The sequence below is a fragment of the Comamonas sp. DB36 genome (assembly GCF_057914905.1).
The window spans coordinates 2,384,388-2,399,228 of record NZ_CP196631.1 but is presented as its reverse complement, the minus strand read 5'-3'; the positions used below and the strand labels follow the sequence as shown (position 1 = coordinate 2,399,228).

Annotated in this window: 11 protein-coding genes; all 11 read right to left on the bottom strand. The window is 65.2% G+C overall.

All coding sequences use genetic code 11. From position 1 onward, the window contains the following. Window positions 1–28: 28 nt before the first annotated feature. The gene (locus tag ACSVDO_RS11030; protein WP_489592104.1) at window positions 29–1,123 is read right to left on the bottom strand and encodes a hypothetical protein; all 1,095 of its coding nucleotides are present in this window, start codon (window positions 1,121–1,123) and stop codon (window positions 29–31) included. After that, window positions 1,120–2,463 (bottom strand): hypothetical protein, encoded by a 1,344-nt coding sequence (locus ACSVDO_RS11025; protein WP_489592102.1) that lies wholly within the window; start codon window positions 2,461–2,463, stop codon window positions 1,120–1,122. The genes ACSVDO_RS11030 and ACSVDO_RS11025 overlap by 4 nt, the downstream gene beginning before the upstream one ends. Further along, complete coding sequence (locus tag ACSVDO_RS11020) at window positions 2,460–4,157, bottom strand: multicopper oxidase family protein (RefSeq protein ID WP_489592100.1); 1,698 nt, start codon at window positions 4,155–4,157, stop codon at window positions 2,460–2,462. Before ACSVDO_RS11020 ends, ACSVDO_RS11025 begins: the two co-directional genes overlap by 4 nt. Next, complete coding sequence (locus tag ACSVDO_RS11015; RefSeq protein ID WP_489592098.1) at window positions 4,154–5,251, bottom strand: RCC1 domain-containing protein; 1,098 nt, start codon at window positions 5,249–5,251, stop codon at window positions 4,154–4,156. The genes ACSVDO_RS11020 and ACSVDO_RS11015 overlap by 4 nt, the downstream gene beginning before the upstream one ends. 3 nt (window positions 5,252–5,254) lie before the next feature. After that, window positions 5,255–6,028, bottom strand: coding sequence for a phytochelatin synthase family protein (locus ACSVDO_RS11010; RefSeq protein WP_489592096.1), 774 nt, complete (start codon window positions 6,026–6,028; stop codon window positions 5,255–5,257). 34 nt (window positions 6,029–6,062) lie between these two features. After that, on the bottom strand, window positions 6,063–7,823 hold the full coding sequence (locus tag ACSVDO_RS11005; RefSeq protein WP_489592095.1) for a pyridoxal phosphate-dependent decarboxylase family protein: 1,761 nt from the start codon (window positions 7,821–7,823) through the stop codon (window positions 6,063–6,065). 7 nt (window positions 7,824–7,830) lie between these two features. Further along, the gene (locus ACSVDO_RS11000; protein ID WP_489592093.1) at window positions 7,831–9,486 is read right to left on the bottom strand and encodes a GMC oxidoreductase; all 1,656 of its coding nucleotides are present in this window, start codon (window positions 9,484–9,486) and stop codon (window positions 7,831–7,833) included. 58 nt (window positions 9,487–9,544) lie between these two features. Continuing rightward, window positions 9,545–10,018: a sugar dehydrogenase complex small subunit gene (locus tag ACSVDO_RS10995; RefSeq protein WP_489592092.1), complete on the bottom strand. Its 474-nt coding sequence runs from the start codon at window positions 10,016–10,018 to the stop codon at window positions 9,545–9,547. 251 nt (window positions 10,019–10,269) lie between these two features. Then, the gene (locus ACSVDO_RS10990) at window positions 10,270–11,211 is read right to left on the bottom strand and encodes a glycoside hydrolase family 18 protein (protein WP_332534634.1); all 942 of its coding nucleotides are present in this window, start codon (window positions 11,209–11,211) and stop codon (window positions 10,270–10,272) included. Continuing rightward, the gene (locus ACSVDO_RS10985) at window positions 11,208–13,562 is read right to left on the bottom strand and encodes an LTA synthase family protein (protein WP_489592090.1); all 2,355 of its coding nucleotides are present in this window, start codon (window positions 13,560–13,562) and stop codon (window positions 11,208–11,210) included. The genes ACSVDO_RS10990 and ACSVDO_RS10985 overlap by 4 nt, the downstream gene beginning before the upstream one ends. A 4-nt stretch (window positions 13,563–13,566) precedes the next feature. Next, complete coding sequence (locus ACSVDO_RS10980) at window positions 13,567–14,838, bottom strand: YaiO family outer membrane beta-barrel protein (protein ID WP_489592089.1); 1,272 nt, start codon at window positions 14,836–14,838, stop codon at window positions 13,567–13,569. Between the last annotated feature and the right edge of the window lie 3 nt (window positions 14,839–14,841).

The following is a 14,841-nucleotide window of genomic DNA, read 5'->3' as shown; positions in this document are numbered from 1 at the left end:
CAGAAGGGGTGATCCTGCAGGCCAGCTCTCACCACTTGCCAGCTCCAATCACCCGGCTGGACAGGCGCGCGTAATAACCGTCCAGTGCTCCCAGCGACAGTTGGCGCGCGGCCATTGCCTGGGAATTGGCCACCAGCGCGAAGTCCACCGTGTGGGCATGCCGGGCCATGGGTTCCATGTTGGCATGCAGCGCCCGCAGCGTCTGGTGTGCGGCCACGGCACCTTGTTCCATGGGAGATGGCAGGACCGCCAGCGGAATGCCGTCGTCCACTGCGTAGGAGGACAAAGCCATCAGTGGCTGGTGCAGTTGCGCCAGCGCCTGCGCGGCAAGATTGCGGCGCCACACGGCGGGTAGCACGCCCGCGGGCACGGGCATGGCGCGGTAATCGCCAATCAGCACGACATCTGCGCGCTGCGCAATATGCGCCAGGGCTTGCGTCCATTGGTCGGGCGTCGCGCAGCGCCAGACACCCATGGGCGTGGCTCTGGTCCAGCGGTGGGCCGCAAAGCCCTGGGCCTCCTCGGCCGACGCGGCGCCGTTGTCGTTGATCATTGCCACGCGCAGCGATCGCGCTGCGGGCGGCAACCCGGCCGCGATGCGCTGCGAGCGCACCAGTTTCACCAGCATGTCCTCCACCACGGGCCAGGGCGTGCGCTCCGCGATGCCGCTCACATTGGCGGACAGGCTTTGCGCCAGCGAGCGTTCTTCATCCTCTATGCCGCTGTAGACCACATAAGGCCGCCCATGACCGGCGTAATGTCTGCCCACTGCCGTCTGTGCGAGGCCGTCGACGGCGATCAGCGCGCCCGGCTGCCAGCGTGCAATGAAGCCATGCACATCGTCAACCTGCTGGGCCATGCGCTGTGTGTCGCGTGGGTTCAGATGAATGCGCTGCAGACGCACTCCGCTTTGCGCATGGAGTACATCATCGATTCCTGCATCTATGCCTCGGGTCCAGGGTATGCGCTCGCTCTGGCTATGCACCACCAGCACTGCCGGCCGGCGCGCGGCATTCCATAGCAGGCTGATGGCCAGGGCGGCAAATGCGCCTAGAACCACGAGCCGCAGGAGCCGGGACGATGGCGGCATCGCGCCTTGTGCTGCGTGAACGTAAGAGGTCACAAGGTGCTCCAGCCAAGCCAGAGGTAATAGGCCAGGACCCAGATCCAGACCGAGGGGCGCTTCACGGCCGATGCCAATGCCTTGAGGCCCGCCGGGCCTTCGTTTGCCCCGGGGCGCACCAGCACCAGCTCGGCAATGTGCAATGCCACCAGCACCGGCAACACTGCATCCGGCAGGTCGGCGTTGCCGGCAGCCGCCCAGGGCAGCAGCAGCACAAAAACCAGCGCCGTTGCCGCCAGTGCGGGAAAGACGGCACGCAACATCAGCAGCGCTGGCAGCGCCAGCGGTGCAAAGGCCAGCGGCGGCAGCGGCAGCCGCAGGTCGGCAGCCAGTGCCGCCACCAGGCCGGGCAACAGCCCTACGGCCACAAGAACGTTCCAGTCGATGGCGGGGTGAAACCTGCCGCCTGGAACCAGCTGCAGAGCGAACAGCACCACCAGTGCAAACAGCGCCAGCAGTCCGGGCGCCAGGCCATGGTAGGGCTGCAGTGCTGTCATCAGCACCATGCTCAGGAATATTCCGGCCACGCTGCGCAGCGCGAAAAGGTCTTGTGCGCTGGCCGGCGCCAGCGCGCATGCAGCTGGCGTTTCGGCGGGCGCGGACATAGTTCGCCCCGGGCACCATTGCGCGCTCAGGCCGTGCACGGCTGCCAGCAGCACCAGCGGCCAGGTCTGCGACAGCCAGTGGGTCGCAATGAAGCGATCCAGGCCGCCGCCGGGCAGCAGACCTATCGCAACCAGATTGGCGGGGTGGGCCGGCAGCCAGGCCAGCCGTGCCAGCAAACGCGCTGCACGCAGCAGCTCGGTGCGCGCCCGGCCCGGCAGTGTGGACGCAGCGCAGAAGCTCGCGCTCCAGCGGCTGGCCTGGTCCGGCGAAGGCAGCAGGGCCAGCGCCGCGGACAGCCACAGCACCGCAGGCACGGCAACGCCGCGGCGCCGGCCTGGCGTGCGCGCCTGGGCGGCGCGCGCCACCAGTGCGCCGAGCAAGCCGCTGTCCTTTGCCGCCAGCGACAGCACCAGCGAGCCAAGCAGCCACAGCGCGGCATTGCCCGAGGCGGCGCCGATCAATTGGTCGGGTGGAACGACGTTGAACAGGCACAGCAGCAGCAGCGCCAGCAACGCCGGAAAGAGCAGCGGCATCGAGGGCACAAGCCACAGCCCCGCAAGAAGCGCCAGAACCAGCCACGGCGCAGCCTGCATCGCGCTGGCCCAGCCGCTCAGCGGCAGCACAACGGCAAGCAGGGCGCAGCTGGCGGCAACCGCCAGGCTGACGGCATTGGGAAACGGTGCTGCAGCGCCGGGCGCAGTTTTGCTGTCGTGCGCTGGGGCCGGGGCGCTCATGTCACCTCGACAAGCTGCATCATTCCCATGTCTTCATGCGCGAGGATGTGGCAGTGCATCACGAAGACACCGGTGAAATCGGTGAAGCGCGTGCGGAAGGTCACGGAGGTCGGCGCCTCGGGTGTGCCGCCCTTGGGCAGGCCCACGGTGTCGGCCCAGTAAGGCTCGACCGGCTTGCCATTGATTTTCACCACCTGGAAGGGGTTGATGTGAATATGGAACGGGTGCTGGACTGCGTTCATGTTGTGCACCGTCCACTCTTCGACACTGCCCAGCGCCACGGTCTGCCGGGTCGCGCGGTGCGACTGAAACGGGGCAAACCGCTGCGGCATGCCAGGCATGACCGATGGCTTGCCGTCGCCCGTTCCCACGGTAAAGGCGGTATCCGCGAAAAAAGTGCCGTCGGTCTGGTATTGCCACTGCGAGAGTTCGTCGCCTGGGGAGTCCAGCGCATCCGCCGCAGGTGCCTGTCCCAGCGGGGCGCCGCTGTCGTTGTAGACTGAGCGCAGCACCACGTTGCGCCGCAAGCCGCCATGCGCCGCCAGTTCGGCATCGTTGATCGACGCCAGATTGCTGGAAACCGGCAGTGCCGCTGCGGGCAGCGCCATGTCCAGAGGCTCGCCCTCGACGACGATCTCGGCGAGGATATCGCCGGCCAGCATGTTCGGAAAACCCATGTCGTAAGGCTTGGTGCGCAGCACATAGCGGCCGGGTGCCGCAGCCTTGACCAGAATGTCGGCGCGATTGCCCGGTGCCAGGACAAGTCCCATGGCGGCGCCCGCAGAAAAGACCTGCGCACGCGCACGTGGGCAGGAGTCTAGCGAGATCAGGTGCAGATCATGGCCGTCCATTGTCAGGTTCAGGTAGTTGGCGATGCCGGCGTTGACAAAGCGCCAGCGCTCGACCTGCCCCGGCCGCAGCACCAGGCGTGGACAGCGCACGCCGTTCACCAGGAATGGGGGTTCCGAATCGGGCGAAGTGACCTGCGAGAAGCTCTCGAGCTGGCCCTGGTCGTCAAAGATCGGCGCCTGGAACACCATGACGCGGTCGCGTGCCGCGGCAATTTCGGGCACCTCGTCGAGATCTCCCGTGATCAGGATCGCACCGGCCATGCCGCTGCCCACCTGGATGGCCGTGGAGCCGTGCAGATGCGGGTGGTACCAGGAAGTGCCTATGGGGTGATCGCTGGGAATCTTGTATTCATGTTGGCGCGACTGGCCCGGCTGCACCGCGGACTCGGAACTGTCGATCACGTAGTCACCATAAAGATCCGCACCCACCATGCCCGGGGAGACATGCAGTCCATGGGTGTGCAGATTGGCGCTGTTCATGTAGCGCAGGTGCTCGGCAGGCTCGGCGCTGTCCGGGTTGGGCGGCAGGTCGTTCACCACCTTCACACGCAGCGTCTCACCGGCGCGCAGTTGCAGCGTGGGCGCGGGAACCATGCCGTTGTAGCTGCGCAGATGCGCATTCTTGCCATTGATCTTCAGGTCCGCATAGGCCATGCGCAGCGTGTAGTCCAGAACTCCACCGCGCGCGCGCAGGCGCGGCGGCTCGACAAACGTCTCGCTGGTCGCCGGCAGACCATCGGCAGCGCCCCCCCCGCAGGCCAGCAGAATCGGCGGCACCATGGCCCCCACTCCCATTTTCCAGCTGACATTCAAGAAATCGCGGCGCGGCAGGTGGGCAGTCATGTGTTGCTCTTGGAAATGGAAGTCGCAGTGGAACGGGCAGCGCTGACAATGGGCAAGGGCTGGGGCGTTCCCGTGGGGCCGCCTTCGCGGCCCAGCTGCCCGCTGGTGTTGTCGCCCCAGGCCCAGACCTGGTCGCCGTCGGTGGCCAGGACATGGGCCTGACCCGAGGCGATCTGGCGCACCCGGGCAGGCAGTTGCACGGCAAGAATGCCGGCATGGGGCTTCAAGTCTCCCTGGCCCAACTGGCCGCGGGCATTCCAGCCCCAGGCGTAAAGGCGCCCTGAACGCCCGAGCGCATAGGAGACGTACATGCCTGCCGCCACCTGGGTGATTTTTTCCGGCAGCGCGATGCGCAGCGGTGCGTCGCGATAAGCATCCTGGCGGCTGCCCAACTGGCCATGTTGGTTGCTGCCCCAGCCCCATACGGCGCCCTGGGCGTCGATGGCCAGGCTGTGGCTGGCGCCCGCTGCGCAGGCCAGGGCGCCGCCCGGCAGATTGACTGGCCGGGGCTGATCCTGGTCATCAAGATGTCCCAGCCCCAATTGACCCGCGGCATTGGAACCCCAGGCCCAGAGCCGGCGCGACCTGTCGATGGCCAGCGCGTGCGCACCGCCCACGTCGCAATGGGCGACGGCGGGCAGGCCGGCCAAGGGGGCCGGTCCCCGGTTGCGCACATTGCCGGCGTGATTGACCAGGCCCCAGGCAAACAGCCGGCCGTCTCGCGCCAGCGCCAGCGCAAAGAACTCGCCGCTGCTCAGCTGGGCAATAGCCGGCAAGCCGCGCAGCGGCTGCGGCCGCTCATGCACGATATGCGCCAACGCACCGCCTATGCCGGCGCGATTCGCACCCCAGAGATAGGCCGTACCGTGGGCATCCAGCCCTAGGCTGGTTCCGCCGCTCGCGCTGATCTGCTGCAGCGGCTGGGCGGCGCGCACCACCACCGCAGCCTGCGCTGTCGGCGGGGCCGTGCATATGCCGGCCGGGGGCGGAAACCGCCCCGTGCCGTCGCCGCCCCAGCCCTGCAGGCTGGCATCGGACCTCAGCACCAGGCTGTGATCGCGGCCGGCGGCCAGATCCTGGACAGCCGTGGCCAAGGTCTACTGCCCCCGCACCACGATCAGGCCGCGCGCCTTGCCGCTGACGCTGTCGTGATCCTGCGCGCCGCGCAGCAGCTCCGTCAAAGGCACCCAGACCGGCGGGTACTTGTAGCGCGCCACATCCATCACCAGCACCGAGTCGCTGGCCGCATGGTAGGCCGCCAGCGGCGACCAATGCCCGCCTCCGACCTCGCCAAGCACATGGCGGTTGAAGTTGAAAAGCACAAAGCGGTCCTGCTCGCGCAGATGCTGCATCAGCAACTCGCGCAGCTGGCCCGCATCCAGCGTGTCGGCAAAAATGGTCTGCGCGCGCACCGGATGCGCTGCCAGCACCTTGCCAAGCTGCTCGAGTGTCATGCCTTCCTTGGCGACGACTTCGGGCTGGGCAATGGCTTGGTCCACGCCCGCAAAGAAATCCTGCTGCGTGAAGAAAGGAAAGTCGGGATACATGGCTGTGGCCGGACGTGCGACGCCCAGCGCATTCAGTGCCACCACCGAGGTCGCGACCGAACAGTAGGCCTGGTTGCGCTGCGTCTCGAAGTATGCCGCTAGCGGCCAATACGCCTGGCGGTAGCTGCTTTCAATGAGCCGCTGCTGGCCTATCGGGTGGGTCAGCGCAAACAGGTGTGCGGGAATCTCCAGCGATACTGCGGCACTGGGCGCACGCGCCTGTGCGGGCGCGCTGAAGCCGGCAAGCGACAGCGTTGCCGCGCCGGCAATCAGGGCGAAACGGCGCAGGCTGAACAGGTATCTGCGGCAGGAGAAGAGGGCCATGGGGAGTTTCCGTAAGCGACAGGGGACGGGAGGTTCAGGTCTTTTTCTGCGGGGCCGCGACTTTCCTGCGCGCTGCCTGCAATGCATCGATGGCGGCCTCGACGCAAGCCGGGTCGGTGAATGCAGACAAGGTGAAGAACTTGATGCCGACCACGGGTTCGCCGTAGCCTGTGGCGCGGTAGCGGCTGGTCTGCACGAACACCGGACTCTCGCCGCCCTCGGCGGCCTCGCGCGTGGCGGTGTAGACGGCCTTGTTGAAGTCGTTGTGCCGGATCAGCGCGTCGCGTTGCGCGATGTCGTCCTTTTCCGCGAGATAGGCCTGGTCGCCATTGACGCCGTCCGGATACACCCGGATCACGACCACGGCGCCATGGTTGTCCTGGTTGAGCACCGTCAGCCAGGGCAGGTCGCGCGCGCGGCGACGCAGAAGCTGCGACATCTCGACGCAATGGCTCAGCAGTCCGCGGTAGCCATCCTTGCCCAGCATCAGCAAATTGGCCAGGGCCGCCAGAACGGGCCCGCCCGAGCGCGAGCATTCCAGCGTGTAGATGCCGGGATCGTATTCACCGAACTGGAACAGGTAGGGCATGGCGACCTTGTCGCGGCGTATCGTGTTGAGCAGCTGCGCGTCGCGGGCGATGAACAGGCTCGAGGCATAGGGTGTGTAGCCGCTCTTGTGGAAATCTATGCCCAGCGAGTCGGCCAGATGCAGGTGTCGCATGCGTTCGCGCACCGCCTGGAGCGAGGCCGCGGCTTCGGGCGGAATATCCAGCGCATTGGCCGCGAAATCGTAGTCGTTGAACACCGCGTAAGCCCAGCCGATCACGGCGTCGGCGTGCAGATGCGGTGTGTAGTCGAGCCGGTATTCGTCCACCAGGCGCTTGCGCAGCGCGTGCACCGCCAGTATGTCGTCGATGCCGAAGGCATCGGTCGTTCCCATGGTCACCACGATGGCGGCAATGCGCTCGCCTTTGACTATGCTGGCGCGCAGCGCCTTTTCAAGTGCCGCGATGTCCATGGCGTTGTCGTCACCCGTAGGCACGGACACCGCCGCCTGGCTGCCCAGTCCCAGCCAGGCCGAGGCGCTGAGCTTGGCGTAATGCGCCAGGTCGGAGCCGAACACCCGCATCGGCTGCCGGATGCCGTCGTTGAACAGTCCGGGCTGGGCGATCTCGGCGCCCACCTTGATGCCGTACAGCGTGGTGCCGGTGCCGCCGAAGGTGAACAGTCCCAGCGCCTTTTCAGGGTCGTAGCCTACCAGTGCAGCGCACATGGCCGAGACCCGCACTTCGGCCTCCGCGGCCTTGTGCGAAAGGTCGTCCCACACGGTGTTGGGATCGGTGATCGAGCCATACAGCTGGCCGATGATGGACACCGAGGTTGCCGAGCCGTGCAGCCGGTGCACGTTCGGATGGCTCCAGGTGTACTGGCCTTCGAGATAGCGCGCGGTCTCGCGGATGGTGCCGCGCGCGTCGCCCAGCTTCTCGCCCATGCGTTCCCGGCGCGCGCCGGCGTAGTCCAGCGCCGTGCGCTTCCCCAGAAACGTCCTGTGGGTCTTGCGCTTCTCGTATTCCCCCATTGCGTAGGCCATCAGCCGCGACAGGCGGCTGTCTGCGGACTGCGAACGCGTGGGCGAAGGGAAGGTATCGCGAATGGTACGCACCACACGCTGGTAGGCTGCCGAACCCGATGAAACGCCCTCTTCAGGTTTGCGCAGTGCATCGCGGGCCTTGGCCGGCAAGGTCGCGGCCAGCGACGTGAGAGCGGAGATCTTCAACCAGTTGCGGCGCAGCATGGGGTTATTACCTTGGTGGGGTGGACAGCGGGAAGCGTCCCGCGGCCAGATCGGCATGCAGCAGGGGCAGGGCGCGCAGACCCAGGGCGACCGCAGTCATCGTGGGCGCGTTGATCGGCATGGTGGGGAAATTGGCGGTGCCGACGACAAACAGGTTGGCGTGGTCGTGGCTGCGGCAGTACGGATCGACCACCGTGGTCGCTGCGTCGGCGCCCATGCGCGCGGTGCCGGCGATGATGGCCGAGGCAATCGACGGCGCATCGGTCTCGATCTCTGTGCAGCCCAGCGCCCTGGTGATGTCGCCGTGGCGCGCACGCGCCTTTTCAACGCCGCGCAGGCTGTACTCGTCGATGGTGAAACTGATGCGCGGGCGCGGCATGCCGCTCGAGTCGCGCTGTACCGGGTCGATCTGCACGCGGTTGCTTTCCGATGGCAAGGTTTCCACCGAACTGTTGATTGCCAGCTCACGCGAACATTCGTCGCTCAGCCGCGCCGCCAGCTCGCTGCCGCGCACCCCCGACTTGATGAGGCGCGCGGAGCGTTGCATCGGCCCCAGGCCGACACGCCAGCCACGATTGAGGAAAGACGTGCCGATGGCGCCGTGGGTGCGGCGCGCGTCGCCGTCACGCAGCTCCAGGATGCCGGCCGTAGTGGTCGGCGCCCGGTAGGTGTAGAGCGGCTCGCGCGTCAGCGCGCGCGTATCCAGGTCCACCTGGCCCATCAGATACCGGCCGACCGCGTCGCTGCGATTGGCCACGCCACGCGGTGCATTAGGCTGGGTCGAGCGCAGCAGCAGGCTGGGGGTTTCGGTCGCATGGGCCGCAATGATGTAGATGCGCGCCCGGGCCATGCCGCGCTGCCCATCGGAGCGGCGCACGCGCAAGCCGGTGATAAACTGGTCCTGGCCGACTTCAATATGCTCGACCAGCAATTCGGGCAGCACGCGCACGCCGGCAGCTTCGGCCTTGGCCACATGGACGCTGGCATCGTATTTGGCGCCTATGGGGCAGATGGGCGCGCAGCTCGAGCTGCCGCAGCAAGGCGGGCGGCCGTCAAACACTTCCGAATTGCGCGCATGGGCAAAGGGCGCAACGGTATAGCCCAGCGGCGCGAGCGCAGCGCGTATCAGTCCGTCGGCATAGGTCATGGGAACCGGCGCCAACGGGTAGGGCGCGCCATTGCGCGGCCCCCCCTGATCGAACTCGGCGTAGCCCGCCGTTCCCCATTCCTTTTCAATGAAGAGATAGTGCTGCTGCAGGTCTTCATAGCCCACAGGCCAGTCCACGCCCACGCCAAACAACGACTTTGTACGGAAATCGTTGGGCCGAAAGCGCGCCGCAAAGCCTGTCCAGTGCCAGGTCGTTCCGCCCACGCCGCGCAGATAGCTGCCACCGAAGACATCGGGGCCGGCTTGCACCACATGGTCGCGCGCATGCATGGGATGGGGAGCGTAGGGCTGGCTAGGATACGGCGAGTTGGCGCCTTTATCTGCCGAGTCGTAGAAGTTCTGCACGGCGGTGGCGCGCTCTATGCGCGGACCGGCATCGATCAGCAGCACCTTGACGCCCTTTTGTGCCATCTGCCAAGACAGCATGCTGCCGACGGCGCCGGCCCCCACGACGATGACGTCGGAGGTCAACTCCTGGTCCAAAGACTCTTGCATGGATACGGTTCTCTCTGGGTAAAGGCAATTGACCTGATTGGTGATTTGCGGGGCGAAATCAGGTGGGCCGGTCGGCCCAATAACCAAAAGCGCCGCCGCAGACACCGGGGGGCTTGGTGAAGCTCAGCGCGGACCAGATGGGCGCATCGGTGTACGCGATCACCTGCGATGCACCCACCATGCCGCTGACCCACAGCTGGAGCGCGAACTCGACGGCATCGCGCAACGGCGGGCGCAGCGAAGCGGCGCGCATTTCGGCGGTGGACTTTCCGGCCAGACCCAAGAGTGCATCCCACTGGGTCTTGTCGAGGTTCTTGATCAGTACGGTGACGTATTGCCGCGTGAGTGCCTCATTGGCGTTGGCGATACCTGTCAGCTTCTCGCAGGCCGCTGCCAGCGAGCGCAGCGTGCGGTCTGGAATGGCATCGGCAGACGAGGCAACCGCCGGCAAGGCGGGCAGCGAGACCACTGCAATGCACTTGGCGAGCTGGAAGACAACTCGCCGGCGGGAGGCAGATCCGAGGTGTGACATTGAGTGGGCCAGTCGTGGATGGGTAGGCACACGGTTGCAGAAATGCAACCCCAGCACACACATGTTTCAATTTTTAACGCCAATAGAACTATAGCACTTGCTTGCTCAAATTTACGGATAAATCGGGAGTCCCAACCCCTGGTTCACCCGCAAGAACAGCCACAAGCCCAGCGGCGCAGGTGCAGACCCGAACTGGTTCATGATCTCTGTGGAGATCGCGCTGACCATTACCTTCGTGGCCGGCGGTTCGATCACGGCCATTTGCGTTGCAACCAAGCGCGCCATTCTCGGTAGTGATGCAGCGCGTAGCCGGCAAAGGACGGTTCCTTGGCCAATGCGGCGCTGACCTTGGAAATCTCGCGTTCCATCACCCGCGGTCCCTCTTCATAGAATGTGACCTTGTCAATGTCGTTCTTTGTCGTTTCCAGTCCGATGACCACGCGTTTGCCCACCTTGTTTGCATAGGCGATCTCGCTCGCCGCATGGGAGAGAATGCCGTCACGGCCCTCGGCCTTGTCGCGGTAATCCATCAGCGCCACATAATCGTATAGATCGATGACGTGCTCGCTGACGGGCCTTTTCTGTCCTCGCCAATCAAGTTGCATGCCGTCCAGCCAGAACGGGATGGCCGGACCGACCGACAGATCGGCACCGGCCAGCGTCTTCAGGCGCATCAATGCGGCGCTCATCTCCAGAAATTGGCGCATCAGCTCCACGCGTGTGTCGTCGTTCCAGGCATTCAACAGATGCGGCTCTATATCCATGTTGATGCCGTCGAATCGCGCCGCGGGCGGCGCTGCCTGGTTGTATGTCAGTACGCGCTGGAACATCGCCTGGGCGTCTGCTCGCCGCTCCGGGAGGATATAGGTTTCGGTATGCAGATAGGCGGACCCCAGCAGCGCATAGACGTGCATTCCCTTCTCATGCGCACTCTCGATGAAGCTGCGATAGAGCGCGGGATTATCGGCAATCAGATTGCGGGATTTATACGCGTCGGCATATAGATACAGCGTATTCACGCCATTCTTTTTCATGAAGGCAATGGCATCTGCTGCGACCTCAGGTTTTTCCACCATCGCATAGGACTCGGCTTCCCAGATCCAGAGCGCGCGATCCGGTGGCCCTTCAGCCGCGCGCGTGATCGACCAGGGCATGCCCAGCAAAAGCAGTACAGCAAGCAGATGGGCTTTCATCTTGGCTCCAGAGAGATGTGAAAGAAGCCGGCGCCGACACGCTTTCCCGAATTGGGATCGGCAGGAATGACGGCCAAATAGCGCTCGGACCGAAGAACGGTTTCGGGCAGCCGCAACTGCACGGTGCGCGATTCGCCCCCGGTCAACCGCAACGGCGCGCCATTGACTTCTTGCAGTTCCTGTCCAGCCGCATCGGTGACGACCAGCAACGGAACGAAAGCCGTGCTGGAGCGGCTGCCCGCATTCAAGAACGTGACGTGTACATACTGGCCTTGCAGGCTGACATTGCGCACCTGCAACTGCACCGTAGCATCGGTGTTCGCGGAAGCGGCGGTTGGCGCCTGCCGTGCCCCGGCATCCCAGGCTGCGAATTCCGTGACAGCTTCGGGCGGCAGCAGCCGACCGCTCGCCAACATGCGTTGGCTGGCAGCGTTGAAAGCCGCCAGCTTGCTTTGCAGGCGTGCCTGCTGCGGTGCATTGGCGACCGCTTCCGCCGCCAGCTGCGCCGACACGCTGTAGAGCTGCCCGCGCAGCAGAAACCAGTCACCTGACAGCATCCCTGGCGATTCGGTCTTCACCGGCTTGATGGGAATGTCGTGCAGGTTCCGGTAGGCTGCGAACATATCCAGTCCCTTGCCCAGCCAGGCGGTCTGCACCGGGGTGCGCAGTCCGTAGGCATGGGACAGCCATGCCAGCAGCGACGGCGTGAGATCCAATTGCGACGATACCGCCGCGATGCGTGCCGGGCTCTTGAGCAGCGGCGAATAGACCAGCAGCGGCACATGGTGACGTTCCAGGGCGTCCACCAGCGGCAGTTCGGGCAGACGGTGATCTCCTGTCACGATGTAGACCGTGTCCGCATGTCCTGGCAATGCCTGCATTCCGTCGATGAAACTGCGCACAGCGTCGTCGGTGTAGAGCACGGCGGAAAAAATATCGATGTTGTCGACATAGAACTGCCTATGCGCTGGCTGGATACCGAGCTCCTGCAAACGCTCCAATACGCGCGCGCGATAGCGTTCCTGGCCTGGAAAATGGTAATCCGTGTGCATGCTGATGGTTTGCAGCGCGACGATGGCCGGCGCGTCGCTTTCCTTGGCCTCATCGGCCAGCGCCAGCCGCACCAGATCTGCGTCTGCGAACCCCCAGCTGTTGCTGCCCGCGGGCAAGCTATGCCGGCGCAGATGCCACGGCAGGTCACGCAGCTTCGTCACACCTTGGCGCGTCAAATACGCGCGTTCGCTGTCGAAATCCAGGTTGGTGCCGCTGTAGAACCGTGCGTCATAGCCGTTGGCCAGCAGCACGCTGAAAAGATCGGCGTGCTCGGGCATCCTGTCGCCCAGATCGGCAAAGCCCTTTTCTCCGAAGGGCAGAGAGCCGAAAAGCGAGGGCAGAACACCGAAGGTGCGCCCCTGCGGGGCAATGAAATGCTCGAAATACAGGCTGCGGCTGGCCAGCTCATCGAGGCCGGGAGTGAAGCTGCCAAGACGGGCATCGGGCCCAGAGAAATCTCTGCCCAGTCCTTCCACCACAATGACCACCAAGCTAGGCGGCCGGCGCGCGGGAGAAAAATAGCCGCCCAGCACATCCTGCGTGCGCTCTGCACGCATGAAGGGGTAGTCCGGGTGGGCCGGCGCTGCTGCCTGGGGCGCAACGTCGGCTGCATCGTCGGCGCCCGCAATGGCGTCCGGTGCCGGCGCAGGCCGCCATTTTTGCGCCAAGCTTTCCAGAAAGAATCCTGCCTTGTCCTGCGCCCTCATGCGGCGGTCCAGGTCCAGACCCTGCGACCAGGCGCCATGCAGCGGCAGCAGCCAGGCGGCAAGCGATAGCGCCACCAGCACCCCCAGGGGCAGGGCGCTGCGCGGCAGCGGCAGGCGCCAGGCAAGCATCAGTCCGGACCACAGTACGGCCAGAGCCAGCAGTCCCACCAGCAGCGGCGCCGCACCGATCGCTACATTGGCCCCACGTACGGTGGTGGTGATTTCATTCAGGGAGTAGCTGAACAGATCGCTCCCAAGCGGGGTTCGGGCAATGAGGAAATAAAGCGACAGGCCCATCTGCGCGAGAAGCAAGGCGCTCCATGCCAGCGCCAGCGGCCATGGTTTCGGCTGGCGCAGAAAAAGCCAGGCACTGAAAAACAGCAGCGGCAGCCAGCGCAGAAAATCCGCGACATCAAACCCTGCGGCCACCGTGGCCAGGTGCGGATCCAGCGGTCCGCTGGCGACCAGTTCAGCTACGCGAACGACACCGCTCGCGGCCAGCCATGCAGGCAGCACCCAAAGAAAACGCCTGGCCGCGCCACGCCAACCCAGAGGCACGGCGGCATCAGTGGCGGCTTTCCCGGTCGGCACTTCATCACCACCGACGATAGACGGACATCGAAACCGAGAACTGGCTTGGTGCGGAGCTGTCATGCCCATAGTCGCCCGTGAGCTTGAAGCCCCACGTGCGCTCGGGGAAAAATACCCAGGACACCCCCACCAAGCCATTGCGGACCTGGCTCAGGCCTTGGCCCGGAAGAAAATCGTTGCCACGGCCATGACCCACGCGGAATTCGACATAGCTGTCGGCATCGCCACGGTAATAGTTGCGCAGAATGGCGCGATAGCCATTGCTCCGGGTGCCGTCGCTGCTCGGCACATGGGTGGCGCGTACGCGGGCGTAGTAATTGCCAAAGTATTTGCCCACACCCAGCCCATAGATGTTCACATCGTCGCTGAATTTCAGCCGGTCATAGCTGCCCGACAGCTCCCATCCACTGCCCACACCCTGGAATAGTTCTGCCCGGGAGGCGTAGTGCGGATACAGTCTGTCGCCCGATGCGCGCTGGTAGCGGACGTTGGCGTAGGCACGCGACCAAAGGTCTACATAGCCATCGAGCGCCACGGCGCTGTCGTGACCGCCGAATCGATTCGCACGCAGCAACTCCACTGCCAGTGAGCCTTTCGTGAACTTCCGGCGCAGCGATATCGAGTAATCGTTCCAGGGCCTTCGACTGCCTTCGAAGCCGGTGTGCTCATAAGTTCCACTGGCGATCCAGCGAAATCCCGGTGGGGCCGTATCGGCGCGATTGGCTGCGGGCGGTCTGAGCGAGACCATCAGTCCTTCCACCTCCACGCGCGCCAGGCCGTTTGCCTCGGCCCGGCCAAATGCGTCGGCAGCACCGCTGTAATCACCCGCGTCACGCAGCGCGCGGCCCAGCGCCACAAAGGGTGGGGCGTCCGCAGGATCGAGCCTGGCCCACTCTGCGTAGGCTTGCGCCGCCTGCGCCGGGCGATCGCTCCAGAAATACATGTCTCCCAGCGCCGACCATGCATCGCCATAGCTGGGGTGGGCGGCCGTCACTGCCCTGAGGTCCTGCTCCGAAGCCTCCCAGCGGCCCATCCAGGCCAGCGTGCGGCCACGCGCCAGCAGCAAGTCGCCGTTGCCGGGGCTTTCTGTCAGCAAGCGATCGTACAGAGCCAGCGCGGCTTCGCGTTGTCCACTGACCGCAAGCTGCCGCGCCTGGGCCATCTGTTCCGTCAGGCCAGGCGCTGCCAATGGCTGTGCGCTGGACGCTGCGGGGAGCAGCGCCATGGACAAGAAAGCCAGCACGGTAGCGACATCGGTATGAAATCGAAGATGCATGGT